This is a genomic window from Mesorhizobium sp. CC13 (assembly GCF_039907765.1).
In the GTDB taxonomy this organism is placed as follows: Bacteria; Pseudomonadota; Alphaproteobacteria; order Rhizobiales; family Rhizobiaceae; genus Aminobacter.
Window position 1 is genome coordinate 13,269 of record NZ_JARDJI010000008.1, and the last position, 17,595, is coordinate 30,863.

At 65.2% G+C, this 17,595-nt stretch carries 23 protein-coding genes; 14 read left to right on the forward strand and 9 right to left on the reverse strand.

What is annotated here, in order from left to right:
• The first annotated feature begins 42 nt into the window (after positions 1–42).
• On the forward strand, positions 43–1,344 hold the full coding sequence (gene purB / locus PV773_RS12910; protein ID WP_347966729.1) for an adenylosuccinate lyase: 1,302 nt from the start codon (positions 43–45) through the stop codon (positions 1,342–1,344).
• A 109-nt stretch (positions 1,345–1,453) separates the two neighbouring features.
• On the opposite strand, the gene PV773_RS12915 is transcribed toward purB, so the two are convergent.
• Together PV773_RS12915 and PV773_RS12920 are read right to left on the reverse strand one after the other, a co-directional pair.
• Positions 1,454–1,744 carry a putative quinol monooxygenase gene (locus PV773_RS12915; protein WP_347966730.1) on the reverse strand — a complete coding sequence of 97 codons (291 nt, stop codon included), beginning with the start codon at positions 1,742–1,744 and terminating at the stop codon, positions 1,454–1,456.
• Positions 1,745–1,850: 106 nt separating this feature from the next.
• Positions 1,851–2,666, reverse strand: coding sequence for a VOC family protein (locus PV773_RS12920; protein ID WP_347966731.1), 816 nt, complete (start codon positions 2,664–2,666; stop codon positions 1,851–1,853).
• A 248-nt stretch (positions 2,667–2,914) separates the two neighbouring features.
• Here PV773_RS12920 and PV773_RS12925 point away from each other — a divergent pair, with 248 nt between their 5' ends.
• Positions 2,915–3,469: an alpha/beta hydrolase gene (locus PV773_RS12925; RefSeq protein ID WP_347966890.1), complete on the forward strand. Its 555-nt coding sequence runs from the start codon at positions 2,915–2,917 to the stop codon at positions 3,467–3,469.
• 13 nt (positions 3,470–3,482) lie between these two features.
• On the opposite strand, the gene PV773_RS12930 is transcribed toward PV773_RS12925, so the two are convergent.
• Both PV773_RS12930 and PV773_RS12935 read right to left on the reverse strand, forming a co-directional pair.
• Positions 3,483–4,253, reverse strand: a complete 771-nt coding sequence (locus PV773_RS12930) for an HpcH/HpaI aldolase/citrate lyase family protein (protein ID WP_347966732.1) — start codon at positions 4,251–4,253, stop codon at positions 3,483–3,485.
• Between the two features lie 107 nt (positions 4,254–4,360).
• Positions 4,361–4,681, reverse strand: coding sequence for a DUF1476 domain-containing protein (locus PV773_RS12935; protein WP_347966733.1), 321 nt, complete (start codon positions 4,679–4,681; stop codon positions 4,361–4,363).
• Positions 4,682–4,966: 285 nt separating this feature from the next.
• On the opposite strand from PV773_RS12935, the gene purC reads away from it, so the two are divergent.
• From purC to PV773_RS12965, 6 genes are all read left to right on the forward strand, one after another.
• The gene (purC, locus tag PV773_RS12940) at positions 4,967–5,734 is read left to right on the forward strand and encodes a phosphoribosylaminoimidazolesuccinocarboxamide synthase (protein ID WP_347966734.1); all 768 of its coding nucleotides are present in this window, start codon (positions 4,967–4,969) and stop codon (positions 5,732–5,734) included.
• Positions 5,735–5,806: 72 nt separating this feature from the next.
• A complete protein-coding gene (gene purS, locus PV773_RS12945; protein WP_347966891.1) occupies positions 5,807–6,049 on the forward strand; it encodes a phosphoribosylformylglycinamidine synthase subunit PurS in 243 nt (80 codons plus the stop codon).
• Between the two features lie 19 nt (positions 6,050–6,068).
• Positions 6,069–6,302 (forward strand): hypothetical protein, encoded by a 234-nt coding sequence (locus PV773_RS12950; RefSeq protein WP_055968981.1) that lies wholly within the window; start codon positions 6,069–6,071, stop codon positions 6,300–6,302.
• Entirely contained in the window at positions 6,299–6,973 is a 675-nt protein-coding gene (gene purQ / locus PV773_RS12955) for a phosphoribosylformylglycinamidine synthase subunit PurQ (protein WP_347966735.1), read from the forward strand. The genes PV773_RS12950 and purQ overlap by 4 nt, the downstream gene beginning before the upstream one ends.
• 50 nt (positions 6,974–7,023) lie before the next feature.
• Complete coding sequence (locus PV773_RS12960; protein WP_347966736.1) at positions 7,024–7,431, forward strand: hypothetical protein; 408 nt, start codon at positions 7,024–7,026, stop codon at positions 7,429–7,431.
• Positions 7,432–7,434: 3 nt separating this feature from the next.
• Complete coding sequence (locus PV773_RS12965) at positions 7,435–8,079, forward strand: Pr6Pr family membrane protein (protein ID WP_347966737.1); 645 nt, start codon at positions 7,435–7,437, stop codon at positions 8,077–8,079.
• A 195-nt stretch (positions 8,080–8,274) separates the two neighbouring features.
• Here the strand turns inward: PV773_RS12965 and PV773_RS12970 are convergent, their stop codons facing one another.
• Positions 8,275–8,490, reverse strand: coding sequence for a DUF1127 domain-containing protein (locus tag PV773_RS12970; RefSeq protein ID WP_347966738.1), 216 nt, complete (start codon positions 8,488–8,490; stop codon positions 8,275–8,277).
• 83 nt (positions 8,491–8,573) lie between these two features.
• Here PV773_RS12970 and PV773_RS12975 point away from each other — a divergent pair, with 83 nt between their 5' ends.
• The 6 genes from PV773_RS12975 (at position 8,574) to PV773_RS13000 (ending at position 14,705) form a co-directional block, all read left to right on the forward strand.
• Entirely contained in the window at positions 8,574–9,989 is a 1,416-nt protein-coding gene (locus tag PV773_RS12975) for a PLP-dependent aminotransferase family protein (RefSeq protein ID WP_347966739.1), read from the forward strand.
• Between the two features lie 135 nt (positions 9,990–10,124).
• The gene (gene purL / locus PV773_RS12980) at positions 10,125–12,350 is read left to right on the forward strand and encodes a phosphoribosylformylglycinamidine synthase subunit PurL (protein WP_347966740.1); all 2,226 of its coding nucleotides are present in this window, start codon (positions 10,125–10,127) and stop codon (positions 12,348–12,350) included.
• A 14-nt stretch (positions 12,351–12,364) separates the two neighbouring features.
• A complete protein-coding gene (locus PV773_RS12985) occupies positions 12,365–12,598 on the forward strand; it encodes a BolA family transcriptional regulator (RefSeq protein ID WP_340037588.1) in 234 nt (77 codons plus the stop codon).
• A 7-nt stretch (positions 12,599–12,605) separates the two neighbouring features.
• The gene (locus PV773_RS12990; RefSeq protein ID WP_347966741.1) at positions 12,606–12,833 is read left to right on the forward strand and encodes a hypothetical protein; all 228 of its coding nucleotides are present in this window, start codon (positions 12,606–12,608) and stop codon (positions 12,831–12,833) included.
• A 188-nt stretch (positions 12,834–13,021) separates the two neighbouring features.
• Entirely contained in the window at positions 13,022–13,357 is a 336-nt protein-coding gene (gene grxD, locus PV773_RS12995; RefSeq protein WP_184697601.1) for a Grx4 family monothiol glutaredoxin, read from the forward strand.
• Between the two features lie 97 nt (positions 13,358–13,454).
• Positions 13,455–14,705 carry a multidrug effflux MFS transporter gene (locus PV773_RS13000; protein WP_347966742.1) on the forward strand — a complete coding sequence of 417 codons (1,251 nt, stop codon included), beginning with the start codon at positions 13,455–13,457 and terminating at the stop codon, positions 14,703–14,705.
• A gap of 84 nt (positions 14,706–14,789) precedes the next feature.
• Here the strand turns inward: PV773_RS13000 and PV773_RS13005 are convergent, their stop codons facing one another.
• From PV773_RS13005 to rpsD, 4 genes are all read right to left on the reverse strand, one after another.
• Positions 14,790–15,257, reverse strand: a complete 468-nt coding sequence (locus PV773_RS13005; RefSeq protein ID WP_347966743.1) for a porin — start codon at positions 15,255–15,257, stop codon at positions 14,790–14,792.
• Positions 15,258–15,371: 114 nt separating this feature from the next.
• A complete protein-coding gene (locus PV773_RS13010; protein WP_347966744.1) occupies positions 15,372–15,836 on the reverse strand; it encodes a porin in 465 nt (154 codons plus the stop codon).
• A gap of 94 nt (positions 15,837–15,930) precedes the next feature.
• The gene (gene ttcA, locus PV773_RS13015) at positions 15,931–16,794 is read right to left on the reverse strand and encodes a tRNA 2-thiocytidine(32) synthetase TtcA (protein ID WP_347966745.1); all 864 of its coding nucleotides are present in this window, start codon (positions 16,792–16,794) and stop codon (positions 15,931–15,933) included.
• A 166-nt stretch (positions 16,795–16,960) separates the two neighbouring features.
• Positions 16,961–17,578 (reverse strand): 30S ribosomal protein S4, encoded by a 618-nt coding sequence (rpsD, locus tag PV773_RS13020; protein WP_347966746.1) that lies wholly within the window; start codon positions 17,576–17,578, stop codon positions 16,961–16,963.
• Positions 17,579–17,595 lie beyond the last annotated feature (17 nt).

Below are 17,595 nucleotides of genomic sequence, written 5' to 3' on the forward strand. Positions count from 1 at the left end.
TTAGGGGAGCCGCAACGAAACCGCAGCAGGACGAGCCCCGCCATGATCCCTCGCTATTCGCGGCCCGAGATGGTCGCCATCTGGTCTCCCGAAACGCGCTTCCGCATCTGGTTCGAGATCGAGGCCCATGCCTGCGACGCTCTCGCCGAAATCGGCGTGATCCCCAAGGAAGCGGCAAAGACGATCTGGGAAAAGGGCGGCGCGGCCACCTTCGACGTCGAGCGCATCGACGAGATCGAGCGCGTCACCAAGCATGACGTCATCGCATTTCTTACCCACCTCGCCGAGTTCGTCGGCCCGGATTCGCGCTTCATCCACCAGGGCATGACCTCGTCCGACGTGCTCGACACCTGCCTTTCGGTGCAGCTGGTGCGCGCCACCGACATCCTGCTCGCCGACCTCGACGCGCTGCTTGCGGCGCTGAAGCGCCGCGCCTTCGAGCACAAGGACACCGTCACCATCGGCCGCAGCCACGGCATCCATGCGGAGCCTACGACCTTCGGCGTCAAGCTGGCGCTGGCCTATGCCGAGTTCTCGCGCTGCCGCGAGCGACTGGTGCATGCCCGCGAGGACATAGCCACCTGCGCCATCTCGGGCGCCGTCGGCACCTTCGCCAACATCGACCCGCGCGTCGAGGAACATGTCGCCGCCAAGCTCGGCCTGAAGCCGGAGCCGGTGTCGACGCAGGTCATCCCGCGCGACCGCCACGCCATGTTCTTTGCCACGCTCGGCGTCATTGCCTCGTCGATCGAGCGCCTTGCCACCGAAATCCGCCACCTGCAGCGCACCGAGGTGCTGGAGGCGGAAGAGTATTTCTCGCCGGGCCAGAAGGGCTCGTCGGCGATGCCGCACAAGCGCAACCCGGTGCTGACCGAAAACCTGACCGGGCTTGCCCGCATGGTCCGCTCCTATGCGGCTCCCGCAATGGAGAACGTGGCGCTGTGGCACGAGCGCGACATCTCGCACTCGTCGGTCGAGCGCATGATCGGCCCGGATGCGACCGTCACGCTCGACTTCGCGCTGGCCCGCCTCACCGGCGTCATCGACAAGCTGGTCGTCTATCCCGACAACATGCTGAAGAACCTCAACAAGTTCCGGGGGCTGGTGCACTCGCAGCGCGTGCTCCTGGCGCTGACCCAGGCCGGCGTGTCGCGCGAGGACGCCTACCGGCTGGTGCAGCGCAACGCCATGAAGGTGTGGGAGGAAGGCAAGGACTTCCTCGAGGAGCTGCTCGCCGACAAGGAAGTGACGGCAGCCCTGCCGGAAGCCGCGATCCGCGAGAAGTTCGACCTCGGCTACCACACCAAGCATGTCGACACGATCTTCAAGCGCGTGTTCGGATAAACCGAAAGCGTCCTGACCACTCGGTCCGCAGGACTAAAAAAGCCCTCACGGCAGATCGCCGCGAGGGCTTTTTTTTCATTCTCGGAGTCTGAAGCGTTTTCGTTCTACGTCAGGCCGCAAACGCATCCATCATGATGAAGGTCGGCTCCTGCCGCTGGTGCTCGTTGATCAGCGGCACGAGGCGCCTGAAATGCTCGGACCGGCAATGGGCATCGAGGGCCGCGCGATCGGGCCATTCCTCGACGAAGACGAAGTGCCCGGGATCCTTCTGATCGACGAAGAGATCGTAGGAGATGCAGAGCGGTTCGAGCTTGGTCTTCTCGACCAGTTCTGCATAGAGCGGCAGCACAACCTCTATGAACTCAGGCTTGATGAAATCCTGAGCGATGACCTTCAACATGGACGCGCCTCAATTCTGCATATGCCAGTGGAACAGAATCCGCCCGGATGGCGGGTTCCGTTCCACCGCGCATAGCACGTGGCCCAGCCAGGCTATGTCAGGATGCTCAGCCCGGCTGGCCCGGGATGGTGCGGATGACCGTGCCCCAGGGATCCTCGCGGCTGTCGGTCTTGTCGGCCGTGGCCGAGCGCATCTCCACCCAGGCGAGACCGGTACGCGACGGATCGCGGCGGCCGGCGCGCGGGCTCTGCCAGGAATTGGCGCCGATGTGGTGGTGGTAGCCGCCCGACGACAGGAACACGGCGGCGGCGCCATATTTGGCCACCGTGTCGAAGCCGAACTCCTTGTTCCACCATTCGGCGGCCACCGCGGGGTCGCCGACGCGAAGATGGACGTGGCCGACGATGCTGTCTTCGGGAGCGCCCTGCCAGCCGGCGTCGCCAGCCGGGACCTCCGCGACAATCGAGCCGATGTCGAGCTGCTCGGTCGCCATCTCGACCTGCGAGCCGTTCCACTTCCAGCTCGTATGTGGCCGGTCGGCATAAATCTCGATGCCGTTGCCCTCGGGGTCGGTCAGATAGAGCGCTTCGCTGACCCTGTGGTCCGAGGCGCCGTCGACCGGAATGCGCCTGTCGATGGCATGCTTGATCCAGCGGCCGAGATCGGCGCGGGTGGGCAGGAGGAAGGCGGTGTGGAACAGGCCGGCCGAGCGGGGATCATCGGGGGTGGCAGCCTTGTCGGACTCGATGTCGAGCAGCGCGCGGCTGCCGGCCCCGAGCGTGATCGTCCCGCCATCGCGCCTGAGTTCCTGCAGGCCGACCACGTCGCGATAGAAGGCGCCAAGCGCGCCGACATCGCGGGCCTTGAGCCCGACGCGGGAAACGCTGATCGGTGTGGTTGCGGCAAAGGGAATGTTGCTCATCTCAGGCTCCATATGGCCAGGCCGCGCGGACGCTCCCATTGCGAGGAACGCTGCGCCACCGACCAGTTTGCGTCGTGTCAAATCCAAAATCCAGCCTCCGGCCGACCCGGCCGCGGAGTCCGTCGGCGCATATGTCAGCCGAGCCGGTCGTTCACACAAGTCAGCAAGGATCGAACACGTCGTTCAACAATTCGCGCAAGCACCGCGGGACAGTTGCGGCGGAGCCGCGTCGTCGCTACATGCGCGGCATGAAAGTCAAGGACGCCGACATCATCATCGTTCCCGGATACACCAACTCCGGGCCAGCTCATTGGCAAAGCCGCTGGGAGGAAAAGCTTTCGACCGCGCGCCGCGTCGAGCAGGCCGAATGGTCGAAGCCGGTGCGCGAGGACTGGACAGCCCGCGTGGTCGAGGAGGTCAACAAGGCCGAACGCCCGGTCGTGCTGGTCGCCCATTCGCTCGGCATTCCGACCGCGATCCACGCCATACCGCAATTCACCAAGCGGGTGGCCGGAGGCTTCTTCGTAGCACCGCCCGACGTCTCCAATCCGGCCATCAAGCCCAAGCACCTGATGACCTTCGGGCCCTACCCGCGCGACCCGCTGCCGTTTCCGTCGGTCGTAGTCGCCAGCCGCAACGATCCCTATTGCAGCCTCGACGTGGCAGAGGACATTGCAGCCGCCTGGGGCTCGCTGTTCATCGACGCAGGCGATTCCGGTCACCTAAACGCCGATTCCGGCCACGGACCGTGGCCGGAGGGATCGATGGTCTTCGCCCAGTTCCTGTCGCGGCTTGAGGGCTGATCGCCCCGGGCCGTCAGCCGATCGACTTCCTGAGATCGGCGAGCAGCCCTGCGGCGCCAGCCGCGATGAGCTGTTGCTCCGAACCGGTGGCGAGCAACTGGAAGCCCATCTCGACGAAGCGGCCGGCGATCGCCGGATCGGTGATGTAGATGCCGGCATGCTTGCCGGCAGCGCGCGTGCGCCTCGCCACGTCGGCCACGGTCCCCATCATGTCCTCAAGGGTGCCGTTGATCGTTTCGCCCTTGCTCCAGGCAATGGAAAAGTCGCCCGGACCGACGAAGATGCCGTCGATGCCGGGGGTCGCCAGGATGCCATCGAGGGCTGCGACGGCGGCGTGGGTCTCGACCATGGCGAAGGAGACCGTGCGGGCATTGCTCTCGTGCAGCCAGGCAACGGAATCCTTGCTGCCGTGGCGCGGGGCGGCATAGGTCGGCCCCCACGAACGTTCGCCGAGCGGCGGATATTTCGTCGCAGCGGCGAAGCGCTGGGCATCCTCGACCGAATTGACCATCGGCGCGATGACCGCCTCGGCGCCGAAGTCGAGCGCCCGGCTCGCCATGTCGAAGCGGCCGACCGGCACGCGCACCAGGGCATGCCTGCCCGCGCCCAGCACGGGTGCCAGCGAGCGCAGCACGCTGTCCTCATTGTGGCCGCCATGCTGCATGTCGAGCGTGACCGCGTCGAAACCCTGCCGCGCCAAGATCTCGACGGTGAGCGCATCCGGCACGCTTGACCATGCGGTGAGGACGGTCTGGCCGGCGTTCAGTTTCTCGACGAGCGACATGTTCGGATCTCCTTGAAACAGGCGCCATTTCAGCCGGAACCACGGCTCGGCGCAAACAAAAACCGCCCGGAATCCGGGCGGTTCGTTGGTCCAGCGCCAGGCTGAAATCAGCTGTTCTTGATCTCTTCGATCGCCTGCGCCATCAGCTCGTCCATGGTGCGGCGGATCTGGTGGTCGGACTGGTCGATGCCGGCGGCGTCGAAGTCGGCCCGGATCTTGCGGAACACGTCGTGATCGCCGGCTTCCTGGATGTCGGCGACGACGACCTCCTTGGCATAGGCCTCCGCGTCGGCGCCGGACTTGCCGAGCTTCTCGGCGGCCCAACGGCCGAGCGTCTTGTTGCGCCGCGCATTGGCCTTGAAGCGCAGCTCTTCGTCGAAGACGAACTTGCGCTCGAAGCCTTCTTCGCGGTCCTTCATGCTGCTCATGGCAATCCTCCGAGCTCTAACAATCGATTCGACTTCGGCCTTATGTACTGTCGCGTTTCTCAAACCAAAAGCCCGTCGCCCGGTCAATATGCCTCTTTGGCACTGTTTCCGTGTTGCGGTGCGGCATTTCCGTACCAAAAGGCGTTGATTGGCCGGAAATGGTCATTGAGCAAAGGGCGCGATTGCGGTAGAGACCGGCCTTGAGACCCACAGCCGCCGCGGCTTTGCGGCGTGAGAAAGGGACCGGTGCTTGCCGACTGCCCTTCCAACCAGAGAAACAATCAAATGAAGTCACGCCGACGCATTTACGAAGGCAAGGCCAAGATCCTTTACGAAGGACCCGAGCCGGGCACGCTGATCCAGTTCTTCAAGGACGATGCCACCGCCTTCAACAAGAAGAAGCACGAGGTGGTCGACGGCAAGGGCGTGCTGAACAACCGCATCTCCGAGCACATCTTCAACCACCTGAACCGCATGGGCATCCCGACCCACTTCATCCGCCGGCTCAACATGCGCGAGCAGCTGATCAAGGAAGTCGAGATCATCCCGCTCGAGGTGGTGGTGCGCAACGTCGCCGCCGGTTCGCTGGCCAAGCGCCTGGGCATCGAGGAAGGCACGGTGCTGCCGCGCTCGATCATCGAGTTCTACTACAAGGCCGACGCGCTCGACGATCCGATGGTCTCGGAAGAGCACATCACCGCCTTCGGCTGGGCAAGCCCGCAGGAAATCGACGACATCATGGCCTTGGCCATCCGTGTCAACGACTTCCTCTCCGGCCTGTTCATGGGCGTCGGCATCCAGCTCGTCGACTTCAAGATGGAATGCGGCCGCCTCTACGAAGGCGACATGATGCGCATCGTCGTCGCCGACGAGATCTCGCCCGACAGCTGCCGGCTGTGGGACGTGGCCACCCAGGACAAGCTGGACAAGGACCGCTTCCGCCGCGACATGGGCGGGCTGGTGGAGGCCTACCAGGAAGTGGCGCGCCGTCTCGGCATCATGAACGAGAACGAGACGCCCCGTCCGACCGGACCGGTTCTCGTCAAGCACTGACAAATCCAAGCACGGGCGCGAGTAACTTCGCGCCCGACTGTTTTTCCAATTCGTATCCGGAGTGAAATGCCCGTGATCAAGGCCCGCGTCACCGTCACCCTCAAGAACGGCGTGCTCGACCCGCAAGGCAAGGCGATCGAACATGCGCTCGACGGCCTCGGCTTCGGCGGCATCGGCTCCGTGCGCCAGGGCAAGGTCTTCGACGTCGAGATCGCAGGCGACGACCGCGCCAAGGCCCAGGCCGATCTCAACGCCATGTGCGAGAAGCTGCTGGCGAACACGGTGATCGAAAACTATAGTGTGACGCTTACCTGAGGTTGCACCGGAGGGCCACGTGCCTGAAGTCACCAACGAGCTGATGTACGAGCTATTGAAGCGCGTCCACGGCGATCTCTCGGAGATGAAGTTCGACCTCCAGGAGATCAAAAGACGCATGACAGGTGCGGAAGAAGCGCTGGCTGGCGTGAACCGCAGACTGGATCGTCACGACGAGCGGCTCGAGCGCATCGAGCGGCGCCTAGAACTGCGTGAACTCGCCGAACCCCAGAGGCCTTACGAACCGAAATGAAATCAGCCGTCGTCCTCCTCCCCGGCCTCAACCGCGACCGCGACATGATCGCGGCGCTGACCAAGATCTCGGGCAAGGCACCCGTCACCGTCTGGCAGACCGACACGGAAATCCCCGACGTCGACCTGATCGCCATTCCCGGCGGCTTCTCGTTCGGCGACTACCTGCGCTGCGGCGCGATCGCGGCCCGCATGCCGGTGCTGCGCGCGGTGGCCGAGAAGGCCGCCAAGGGCGTGCAGGTGGTGGGCGTCTGCAACGGCTTCCAGATCCTGGTCGAGGCCGGCCTCCTGCCTGGCGCCCTGATGCGCAACACCTCGCTCAAGTTCGTCTGCCGCGAAGTGAAGCTCGAGATCGCCAACGCCAACACCGCCTTCACCCGCAACTACGCGGCCGGCCAGGTCATCCGCTGCCCGGTGGCGCACCATGACGGCAACTATTTCGCCGATCCCGAGACGCTCAAGCGCCTCGAAGGCGACGGCCAGGTGGTGTTCCGCTATGCCGAAGGCACCAATCCGAACGGCTCGATCAACGACATCGCCGGCATCGTCAACGACAAGGGCAACGTGCTCGGCCTGATGCCGCATCCGGAGAACCTGATCGAGGCGGCGCATGGCGGCAACGACGGCCGGGCGCTGTTCGAGAGCGCACTCGGGCTGCCCAAGGCAGCCTGAGCGGCACATCGACTTTCTCAACCTCACCTGACGAAGGGCGGCATCGGCGAATGAAGTCACTGCGGATTCTGGCGGCAACGGCCGCGGTCATCGGCGTCGCCGCCTGCAATTCGGGTCCGAAGACGCCGCCGCCGTCTGGCTCGGGCAAGAGCGCTTCGCTGCGCGCCATGGAACAGGTGGCGATCGCCGCCCACAAATGCTGGTTCGCCAGCAAGGACCAGGCCTTCAGGAAGTACCAGATGGCCAACGAGCTCAACAATTTCGGCGGCACGCCGCGCTTCCTGCTGGTGCCCGCCAAGCAGTACGGCGCCAAGCCGCTGCTGGTCGTGCAGGCGAGCGGCGCCTCCAGCCAGGTCGAGGTGTTCGGGCCGCTGATGAACGAGGCGCTCGGCGCGCGCATCGGCTCCGACGTCGCCCGCTGGCGCAGCGGCGACACCTCCTGCGGCGGAACCGCCTGAGGCATGGCGCGCTGGCTGCAGATCGCGGGGCTTGCAATCGGCCTGGCCGGCCTGATCCTGCAGTTCGCGATCACCATGCCGGCCTCGATGGCGGCAGGCCGCAGCCTCTTAGGCTCCGTCGTCTTCTACTTCAGCTTCTTCACCATCCTGACCAATATCGGCGCGGTGCTGGTGCATCTCGCCTCGCTCCGCGGGGCAGGCACGGGCCTGCTCGGCCGCTTTTCGAGCGCACGGATGCGCGGCGGCGTGGCAGCGGCGATCGCCATGGTGATGATCGTCTATGTCACGGTGCTCGCGCCGCTGTGGCAGCCTGAGGGCCTGTTCCTCGTCTGCGACGTGCTGCTGCATTACGTGACGCCCGTCATCTACCTCCTCTGGTGGCTGACGGCGGGCGCCGACGGCTCGACCCGGTGGTCCGACATCGGCTACTGGGTCGCCTATCCGGTGATCTATCTGGTCTATGCGCTGGCGCGCGCGCCGATAGCCGGCGAAGTGCCCTACCCGTTCCTGGACATCGCGGCCAACGGGGCGGTCGGCGTCGCCAAGTCGGCGCTCGCGATGACCATCCTGTTTCTCGTGCTGTGCGTCATCGCCATCGTTGCGGACCGCGGCATTTCGGGCTTCAGGAAGGCCGCAAGGCCGAACTGACCTGCTTTCCCCCAAAAGGGGTGGAGGCACAGGGGCGCCTCCACCCAGATCGGACCGTCAGTGGGTCGTGACGGTCCGCGACCATGGGAGCGGGGGCGCATCGGCCCGAAAGCCGGAACCGGCTTTCGGGAAGCGCGATGCGCAGACATAAGGAATCTAGAGCGCCATTTGTGCGTCCGGCGGACGCACGGCGCTCTAGTCGTAAAAGGGGCGAGACCCTTCGCGATAAGCATCGCAGCGCGAAATTCCGATGTCGGAGAGTTGCGCGTCGGTAAGCTCCAGCAGGGCCATCCGGGTGCGCCGCCGCTCCATGCAAAATGCCAGCCACCGCACGAAGCGGCGAAGATGGTTGCGCTTCTTCTGCGGAGATGCACCTGCGGCAGCTCCGCTAATTGCATCAATTGTACTCATATCTGAAATCCGCATTGTGTCTATTGGTGACAAACAATGCTATGAATTGACTCACCCTCGATGGCAATGTACGAATTGTCACCATGACAATTTGGCTTCCCGACCTTTCGTCCGGCTCCGGTCCGCTCTATCTCCGTCTCGCCGAGCGCATCGAGAGCGACATCGACAGCGGCGTGCTCGCCTCGGGCAGCAAGCTGCCGCCGCAGCGCGACCTCGCCTATGACATCGGCGTGACCATCGGCACGGTCGGCCGCGCCTATGCCTTGCTGCGCGAACGCGGACTGGTCAGCGGCGAAGTCGGCCGCGGCACCTATGTGCTGGAGCGGCACGGCAGCCGGCCCTCCCCGAGCGCGCCGCCGACGCTGGCCCACGAAGGATCGCGTACGGTCGAAGCGCCACCCGGCAAGCTGCGCTTCGACAGCACGGCCGCGCCGAATGTCGGGCAGAGCAAGACGATCGAGACAGTCCTGGCGGCGATCGGCCGGGACAATCCCGACGACGTGACGAGCTACACCAGGACCTTCCCCGACCATTGGTTCGAGGCGGGCAGCCACTGGCTGTCGCGCAACGGCTTTCGCCCTTCGCCCGACACAATCGTGCCGACGCTCGGCGCCCACGCGGCCGTCGTCGCGACAATCGCGGCGGTGACGCAGCCGGGCGACCACATCCTGTTCGAGCATGTGACCTATACGCAGATCGCGCGCAGCGCCGGGCTGATCGGCCGGCGCATGGCGCTGGTCAATTCGGACGCGCATGGCGTCGATCCCGACGACTTCGAGGCGGTTTGCGCGCAGAAGCACCCCAAGCTGGCGTTCCTGATGCCGACAGGGCAGAACCCCACCGTTGCGACGATGCCCGCCGAACGGCGCGCGGCGATCGCCGAGATCGCCCGCAAGTACAATGTGCTGCTAGTGGAGGACGACCTCTACGGCGCGCTGACCGACGATGCGACGCCGCTTTTGGCCGAGTTCGCGCCGGAGCGCGCCTTCGTCGTCGGCGGCCTGTCGAAATCGGTGGCGGCCGGCGTGCGCGGCGGCTGGGTTTCGTGCCCGACGCACTACCGCCACAGCATCCGCGTCGCCCACAAGATGGTGACCGGCGGCATGCCGTTCCTCGTGGCCGAACTCTGCGCGCAACTGGTGCTGTCGGGCGAGGCAACCAAGATCCACGCCCGCTCGGTCGCCGAGATCAATGCCCGCCTGGATGCCGTGCGCAGGACACTGCAGGGCTACGATTTCAACATCGCGCCCAACATCCCCTTCATCTGGCTGGCACTGCCGGAACCGTGGAATTCGGGCACCTTCAAGAATGCCGCCTACGGCCAGGGCGTGCTGATCGACGACGAGGACGAGTTCAAGGCGGGACGCTCGGACCAGGTGTTCCACCGGGTCAGGATCGGCATCTCCGCGCCGGCTACGCGCAGCGAGGTGGACAACGGGCTGGCCAAGATCCGCCAGTTGCTCGACGAGGGGGACGCCGGATACGACAGTTTCGGCTGAGGCCGGCCGTATCCCGCGCCCAAAGGTCCGTTTCCCCGCCATAAAGGGTGACTTTCTGGCCATTGGCGGTATATCCCGGGCCAATCATGCGCTATGGAGCCACCAACGCCTCCCCAACGGATTCTGCGATCTACGATGACCATTCAGAATGACGTGAAGATCACCGGCGAACTCATCGCCGCGCACGGGCTCAAGCCGGACGAATACCAGCGCATACTCGACCTTGTCGGACGCGAACCGACCTTCACGGAGCTCGGCATCTTTTCGGCGATGTGGAACGAGCACTGCTCCTACAAGTCGTCGAAGAAGTGGCTGCGGACGCTGCCGACCAAGGGCGACGTCGTCATCCAGGGCCCCGGCGAAAACGCCGGCGTGGTCGACATCGGCGACGGCGACTGCGTGGTCTTCAAGATGGAGAGCCACAACCACCCCTCCTACATCGAGCCCTACCAGGGCGCCGCAACCGGCGTCGGCGGCATCCTGCGCGACGTCTTCACCATGGGCGCGCGCCCCGTTGCCTCGATGAACGCCCTGCGCTTCGGCGCGCCGGACCATCCGAAGACCCGTCACCTGGTGTCGGGCGTGGTCGCCGGCGTCGGCGGCTACGGCAATGCCTTCGGCGTGCCGACCGTCGGCGGCGAGGTGAACTTCGATGCCCGCTACAACGGCAACATCCTGGTCAACGCCTTTGCCGCCGGCCTCGCCAGGACCGATGGCATCTTCCTGTCGCAGGCCAAGGGCGTCGGCCTGCCCGTCGTCTATCTCGGCGCCAAGACCGGCCGTGACGGCGTCGGCGGCGCGACCATGGCTTCGGCCGAGTTCGACGACAAGATCGACGAGAAGCGACCGACCGTGCAGGTGGGCGACCCGTTCACCGAAAAGTGCCTGCTGGAAGCCTGTCTCGAACTGATGGCCTCGGGTGCCGTCATCGCCATCCAGGACATGGGTGCCGCGGGCCTCACGTGCTCGGCCGTCGAGATGGGCGCCAAGGGCGACCTCGGCATCGAGCTCGACCTCGACAAGGTGCCGGTGCGCGAGGAGCGCATGAGCGCCTACGAGATGATGCTGTCGGAGAGCCAGGAGCGCATGCTTATGGTGCTGCGCCCCGAGAAGGAAGAGGAAGCCGAGGCGATCTTCGTCAAGTGGGGCCTCGACTTCGCCATCGTCGGCAAGACCACCGACGATCTGCGCTTCCGCGTCATCCACCAGGGCGTCGAAGTCGCCAACCTGCCGATCAAGGAACTCGGCGACGAGGCGCCGGAGTACGACCGTCCGTGGGTCGAGCCGGCGAAGCGGGCGCCGCTGGCCGCCGACGATGTTCCGCAGGCCGACGTGGCCGACGCGCTCTTGAAGATGCTTGGCGGACCCGACCTGTCGTCGCGCCGCTGGGTCTACGAGCAGTACGACACGATGATCCAGGGCAACTCGCTGCAGCGGCCGGGCGGCGACGCCGGCGTGGTTCGCGTCGAGGGCCATGCCACCAAGGCGCTGGCGTTCTCGTCGGACGTCACCCCGCGCTATTGCGAGGCCGACCCCTACGAGGGCGGCAAGCAGGCGGTCGCCGAATGCTGGCGCAACCTGACGGCGACGGGTGCCGTGCCGCTGGCGGCCACCGACAATCTCAACTTCGGCAACCCCGAACGCCCCGAGATCATGGGCCAGTTCGTGAAGGCCGTGACAGGCATCGGCGACGCATGCCGCGCGCTCGGCTTCCCGATCGTGTCGGGCAACGTGTCGCTCTACAACGAGACCAACGGCCAAGGCATCCTGCCCACGCCGACCATCGGCGGCGTCGGCCTGATCGACGACTGGTCGAAGATGGCCAAGGCCTGCTTCGCCAAGGACGGCGAAGTGATCCTCTTGGTCGGCGGTCCGGCCAAGTGGGGCACCCACCTTGCCCAGTCGATCTACATGCGCGACGTCCATGGCCGCACCGACGGCCCGCCGCCGGCCGTCGACCTCGAGCACGAGAAGAAGGTCGGCGACTTCGTGCGCAAGCTGATCCGCAGCGGCACGGCCACCGCCGTGCACGACCTGTCGGACGGCGGGCTGGCGGTGGCGCTCGCCGAAATGGCGATGGCATCCGGCATCGGCGCTGTCGTTCCCGGCCTCAGCGGCACCGATCCGATCCCGGTGTTCTTCGGCGAGGACCAGGGCCGCTACCTGGTCACCGTCAAGCTTGACCCGCAGTCGGCCGAGATGCAGGAATTGTGGAACCAAGCCAAGGCGCTCGGCATCCACGCTCCGTGGATCGGGACGACCGGCGGCAAGGAACTGAAGCTGGGCGAGGCGCGGGCCGTGACGATCGACGAGTTGACCTCGGCTCACGAATCCTGGTTCCCTCGCTTCATGGATATCTGAGCAGGACAACCGACATGGCAATGGATGCCCACGACATCGAGAAACTGATCAAGGAAGGCATTCCGGACGCCAAGGTGACCATCCGCGACCTCGCCGGCGACGGCGACCACTACGCCGCCGAGGTCGTGTCGGAAAGCTTCCGCGGCAAGAGCCGCGTGCAGCAGCACCAGATGGTCTACGACGCGCTAAAGGGCAACATGGGCGGGGTGCTGCATGCGCTCGCCCTGCAGACCAGCGTGCCGGAGTGACCGCGTCATGTCGTTGCTGAGCGACCTGGTCGAGGGCGTCGTCGACGGCGCGCTCAGGGACATCCTGCGGAAGACGTCGAGCACGTCGAAGCGGACGCGCCGGCGCAAGCGGACGGCGTCTTCGGGTTCGGCGACGCTGCGCCAGATCGAGAAGCTTCTGAGGCCAGCCAAGAAGCAGACCAGCCGCAAGCGCACCACGCGCGCGCGCTCGAAGGTCCGCCGGCGCGGCTACTGACCGGCGGAAAGACGGCCGGCCGGGCGCTTCTGACGTCAGGGCCAGCACGATTGGCGAATGCCGCTGTGCTTTTCCGGCTTGGCTCAAGGCTTGGAAAGTTCGACTGTTGCAACCACATAGTGGCTGATGCTAGCAGTCTAACGGATATTGCCGGTGCGTCAGTCCGGCCAGATTGAGGTTTTGGGCCCATGAGCGGAATCAACGAATACATCGACAGCGAAGTGAAGAGCCAGGACGTCGTGGTCTTCATGAAGGGAACGCCCGGCTTCCCGCAGTGCGGCTTTTCCGGCCAGGTCGTGCAGATCCTCGACTATCTCGGCGTCGACTACAAGGGCGTCAACGTTCTGACCTCGAACGAGCTTCGCCAGGGCATCAAGGACTATTCCAACTGGCCGACCATCCCGCAGCTCTACGTCAAGGGCGAGTTCGTCGGCGGTTGCGACATCATCCGCGAGATGTTCCAGGCCGGCGAACTGCAGTCGTTCCTCCAGGAGAAGGGCGTGAGCGTCAAGGGCGCCGCCTGACCGCCTGACAAGAGCATCGGCTCCGGTCCATTCGGGGCTCACCGCAGCTGAGATGCGCCGGCTCTCCGGCGCATTTTCGTTTGGACCGGATTCGACGATGGAACAGAAGAATACCCAGGACGCGATCGACGCGCTGTTTCCCCTGCCCCGCTGGGAATTCATCGCAATCTGCGCGGCGCTGATGGCGGTCAACGCGCTTGCAATCGATATCATGCTGCCGGCGCTGCAGCAGATGGGCGCCAGTCTCGGGGTGGCGAGCGAGAACCACCGTCAGTTCGTCATCACCGCCTACATCGCCGGCATGGGACTGGCGCTGCTGTTCTACGGGCCCGCGTCCGACCGTTTCGGCCGCCGCAAGCCGCTGCTGTTCGGGCTTTCCATCTACGTCGTGGCGGCGTTTGCCGCTGCCTTCGCGCCGACCTTCGAGAGCCTGCTGGCTCTGCGCTTCATCCAGGGCATTGGTGCCGCCTCGACGCGCGTCATTGCCGTCTCGGTGGTGCGCGACCGCTACGGCGGGCGGCAGATGGCCGAGATCATGTCGCTGGTGTTCATGGTCTTCATGATCATTCCGGTGATCGCGCCGGGCCTCGGCCAGCTCGTCATGCTGTTTTCCGAATGGCACATGATCTTCATCATCATGTCGCTGATCGCGCTCGCGATCACGCTGTGGGCCGCGCTCCGCCTGCCCGAGACCATGCATCCCGAGGACCGCAGGCCGCTCAGCATCCTGTCCATCGCCCAAGGCTTCCGTATCGTGCTGACGACCCGGGTGTCGCTGTTCTACACGCTCGCCTCGATGATCATCTTCGGGTCGCTGTTCGGCTTCATCAATTCCGCGCAGCAGGTCTATGTCGGCATCTACGGGCTCGGCGTGTGGTTCCCGGTGGTGTTCGCCGCCATCGCGGCGATGATGTCGGTCTCGTCGTTCCTCAATTCCCGGCTGGTCGTGAAGATCGGCATGCGCCGGCTGTCGCACGGCGCGCTGCTCGGCTTCCTTGCCGTGAGCGCCGTCTGGTTCGCCTGGTCGCTGACCGGCTGGGTGCCCTTCCCCGTGTTCGTGGCCCTGTTTGCCGCGGCGATGTTCCAGTTCGGCTGGATCGGCTCGAACTTCAACGCGATCGCCATGGAGCCGCTGGGGCATCTTGCCGGAACGGCCTCGTCGGTACAGGGTTTCCTGCAGACGGTGGGCGGCGGGCTGATCGGCGCGCTGATCGGCCAGGCCTTCGACGGCACAGTCAGGCCGCTGGCCGCAGGCTACTGCGGCGTCGCCCTTCTCGGCCTGGTCATGGTGCTGATCGCCGAGCGCGGCAGGCTGTTCGGCGCGCCGAACGCGCCGAAAGCTCCGTAACGAAGGCGCAGGATGAGATCCTGGAGCGTTTCCGCTCTTCTTCGAATCGCGGAAACGCTCTGTCTCTTGTCTTGAAGACGGGATTCACCAGGCGAGTTGAAGACCGATGCGAGCCCCGACCTGCCCATCGGCAAAGCCCAGCCCGCCGCTGCCCGTCAGCCGGGTCCCCTTGCCCGCCACTTCGTCGCTCAACATGAAAGCGCCGGTAATGCCAACGGCATATTGCGACCCCGCCACGCCCAGGTTGAGGCGCAGGCCGAAGGTCTCGCCCGCGACGAGGTCGGGATCCTCGAGCGCATTGGAGATCGCGGCCGCGGCCTCGAGTTCATCGAGCCGGGCGGCAAAAGGCGTCTGGGTAACGACCGTCCCATCCTCCGTCTCGTAGCGTATCTGGCCGTCGCTCGGCCGATAGCACCGGTCCGTACCCGGTATGTAGAAGAATCCGGGGCCGTAAGTACTGCAGACCCGGACGTATTCGAGCGGCGCGGCGCCGGCAGCCTGTGGCGCCAGCATCGCGGCGGCGAGAGCCAAGCTCTTCATAGATCTGGTCATGTGTCCGCCCCCCGCAGACAACGTCCCGTCAGGGACATGCGTCCTTCGGCTTGTCATCGGGCGCTTTCATGGACCGCAGCCCTGCGATCCCACCCCAGGCAAGCCGGCCGGAATTCACCAGGTCAGTTGCATGCCGGCACGGCCGCCGGCGCGGCCACCGGTGAAGCCGATACCGCCGCTGCCCGTCAGCCGGCCGGTCTCGCCAAACAGGTTTTCCCCAAGCACGACGGAACCGGTGATGCCGGCGGCATTTTGCGAACCGGCGGCGCCCCAGTTCACCCTGACGCCGAAGCGTTCGCCCTGGACGAGATCGGGATCCTCGAGCGCGTTGGAGATCGCGGCGTCGCTCTCGACGTCGCGAACGCGGGCGGCCAGGGCCGTCTCCGTTACGACGGTGCCGTCTGCCGTCTCGTAGCGTATCTGGCCATCAGCGGGACGGTAGCACTTCTCGGTGCCGGGAAGGTAGAAGAAGCCTACGCCATAGGTGTCGCAGACACGAACATATTCAACTTGCGCCGCCGACTGGTTGGTAAAGTGCAGAAAACCAGCGAATACCGCCAATACCGACAGGATTTTCATTGCGTTCCCCCCAAAGAACTTAACGCTACGTTAAGTGGGGAAGTACGCCAGTTCAACCGCGAAGCAGTGCTACGCCATACAACTCAAGGGCGAGTCACATTTCAGCCACAGCTGCGGGGCCGAGCCCGGCGAAATCAAACAGGTTGCGGTCGAGCATGTGCGACGGCCGCACATTGGCGAGCGCGCGGATCATGGTGTCCTTGCGGCCGGGCATGCGGCGCTCGATGTCGTCGAGCATCGCCTTCATGGCGTTGCGCTGGAGCCCTTCCTGGCTGCCGCAGAGGTCGCAGGGGATGATCGGGAACTTCATGGCGTCGGCGAACCTGGCCATGTCGGCCTCGGCGCAGAAGGCCAGCGGGCGGAGCACCATGACGTCGCCCTCGTCGTTGAGGAGCTTGGGCGGCATGGCGGCGAGGCGGCCGCCATGGAACAGGTTCATGAAGAAGGTCTCGAGGATGTCCTCGCGATGGTGGCCGAGCACCAGCGACGAGCAGCCCTCCTCGCGGGCGATGCGGTAGAGATGGCCGCGGCGCAGGCGCGAGCACAGCGAGCAGTAGGTGCTGCCCTCGGCGAGCTTGTCGGTGACGATGGAATAGGTGTCGCGATACTCGATGCGGTGGGCGATGCCGTTGGCATCGAGATAGTCGGGCAGCACGTTCTTCGGAAAGTTCGGCTGCCCCTGGTCGAGGTTGCAGGCGAGCAGTTCGACCGGCAGCAGGCCGCGCCATTTGAGATCGAGCAGCACGGCGAGCAGGCCGTAGGAATCCTTGCCGCCCGACAGCGCCACAAGCCAGCGCTCGCCGGCCTTGGCCATGGCGTAGTCCTCGATCGCCTGGCGAGTCAGGCGAAGCAGGCGCTTGCGCAGCTTGTTGAACTCCACAGACGAAGGCGCATCGCGATAGAGCGGGAAGTTGACGTCTTCCGGCTCGGCCAGCGCGTCCTGCTCGTGAATGCCCATCGGTCCGGTCCTCAAAACTCCACGGGCGCCGCCAAACTCCGGCGGCCCGTCGCCTGCGGTATTCCGCAAATCGCGGTTCGGCGCAAGACGCGCCCGGAGCCCGCCGTAAACGAAAAGAGCGGCCGTTGCCGGCCGCTCTTCGAAATTCGATGCTGATCCGAACGGATTAGCGCGAATAGAATTCGACGACGAGGTTCGGTTCCATCTGGACGGCGAACGGCACGTCCGACAGGCCCGGAACGCGGGCGAAGGTGGCGACCATCTTGTTGTGGTCGACTTCGATGTAGTCCGGAACGTCACGCTCGGCGAGAGCGACGGACTCGAGAACGATGACCAGCTGCTTCGACTTCTCGCGGACCTCGATGACGTCGCCAGCCTTGCAGCGGTAGGACGAGATGTTGGTGCGCTTGCCGTTGACGTTGACGTGGCCGTGGTTGACGAACTGACGGGCCGCGAAAATGGTCGGCACGAACTTGGCGCGGTAGACGACCGCATCCAGGCGCGACTCGAGCAGGCCGATCAGGTTCTCGGAGGTGTCGCCCTTGCGGCGGTTGGCCTCTTCGTAGGTCTTGCGGAACTGCTTCTCGGAAACGTCACCGTAGTGACCCTTCAGCTTCTGCTTGGCGCGCAGCTGCAGACCGAAGTCCGACATCTTGCCCTTGCGGCGCTGGCCATGCTGGCCGGGGCCGTATTCACGCTTGTTGACCGGGGACTTCGGGCGGCCCCAGATGTTCTCGCCAAGACGGCGATCGATCTTGTATTTCGCGGATTCGCGCTTGCTCATCGCATTTCCCTTCAAAA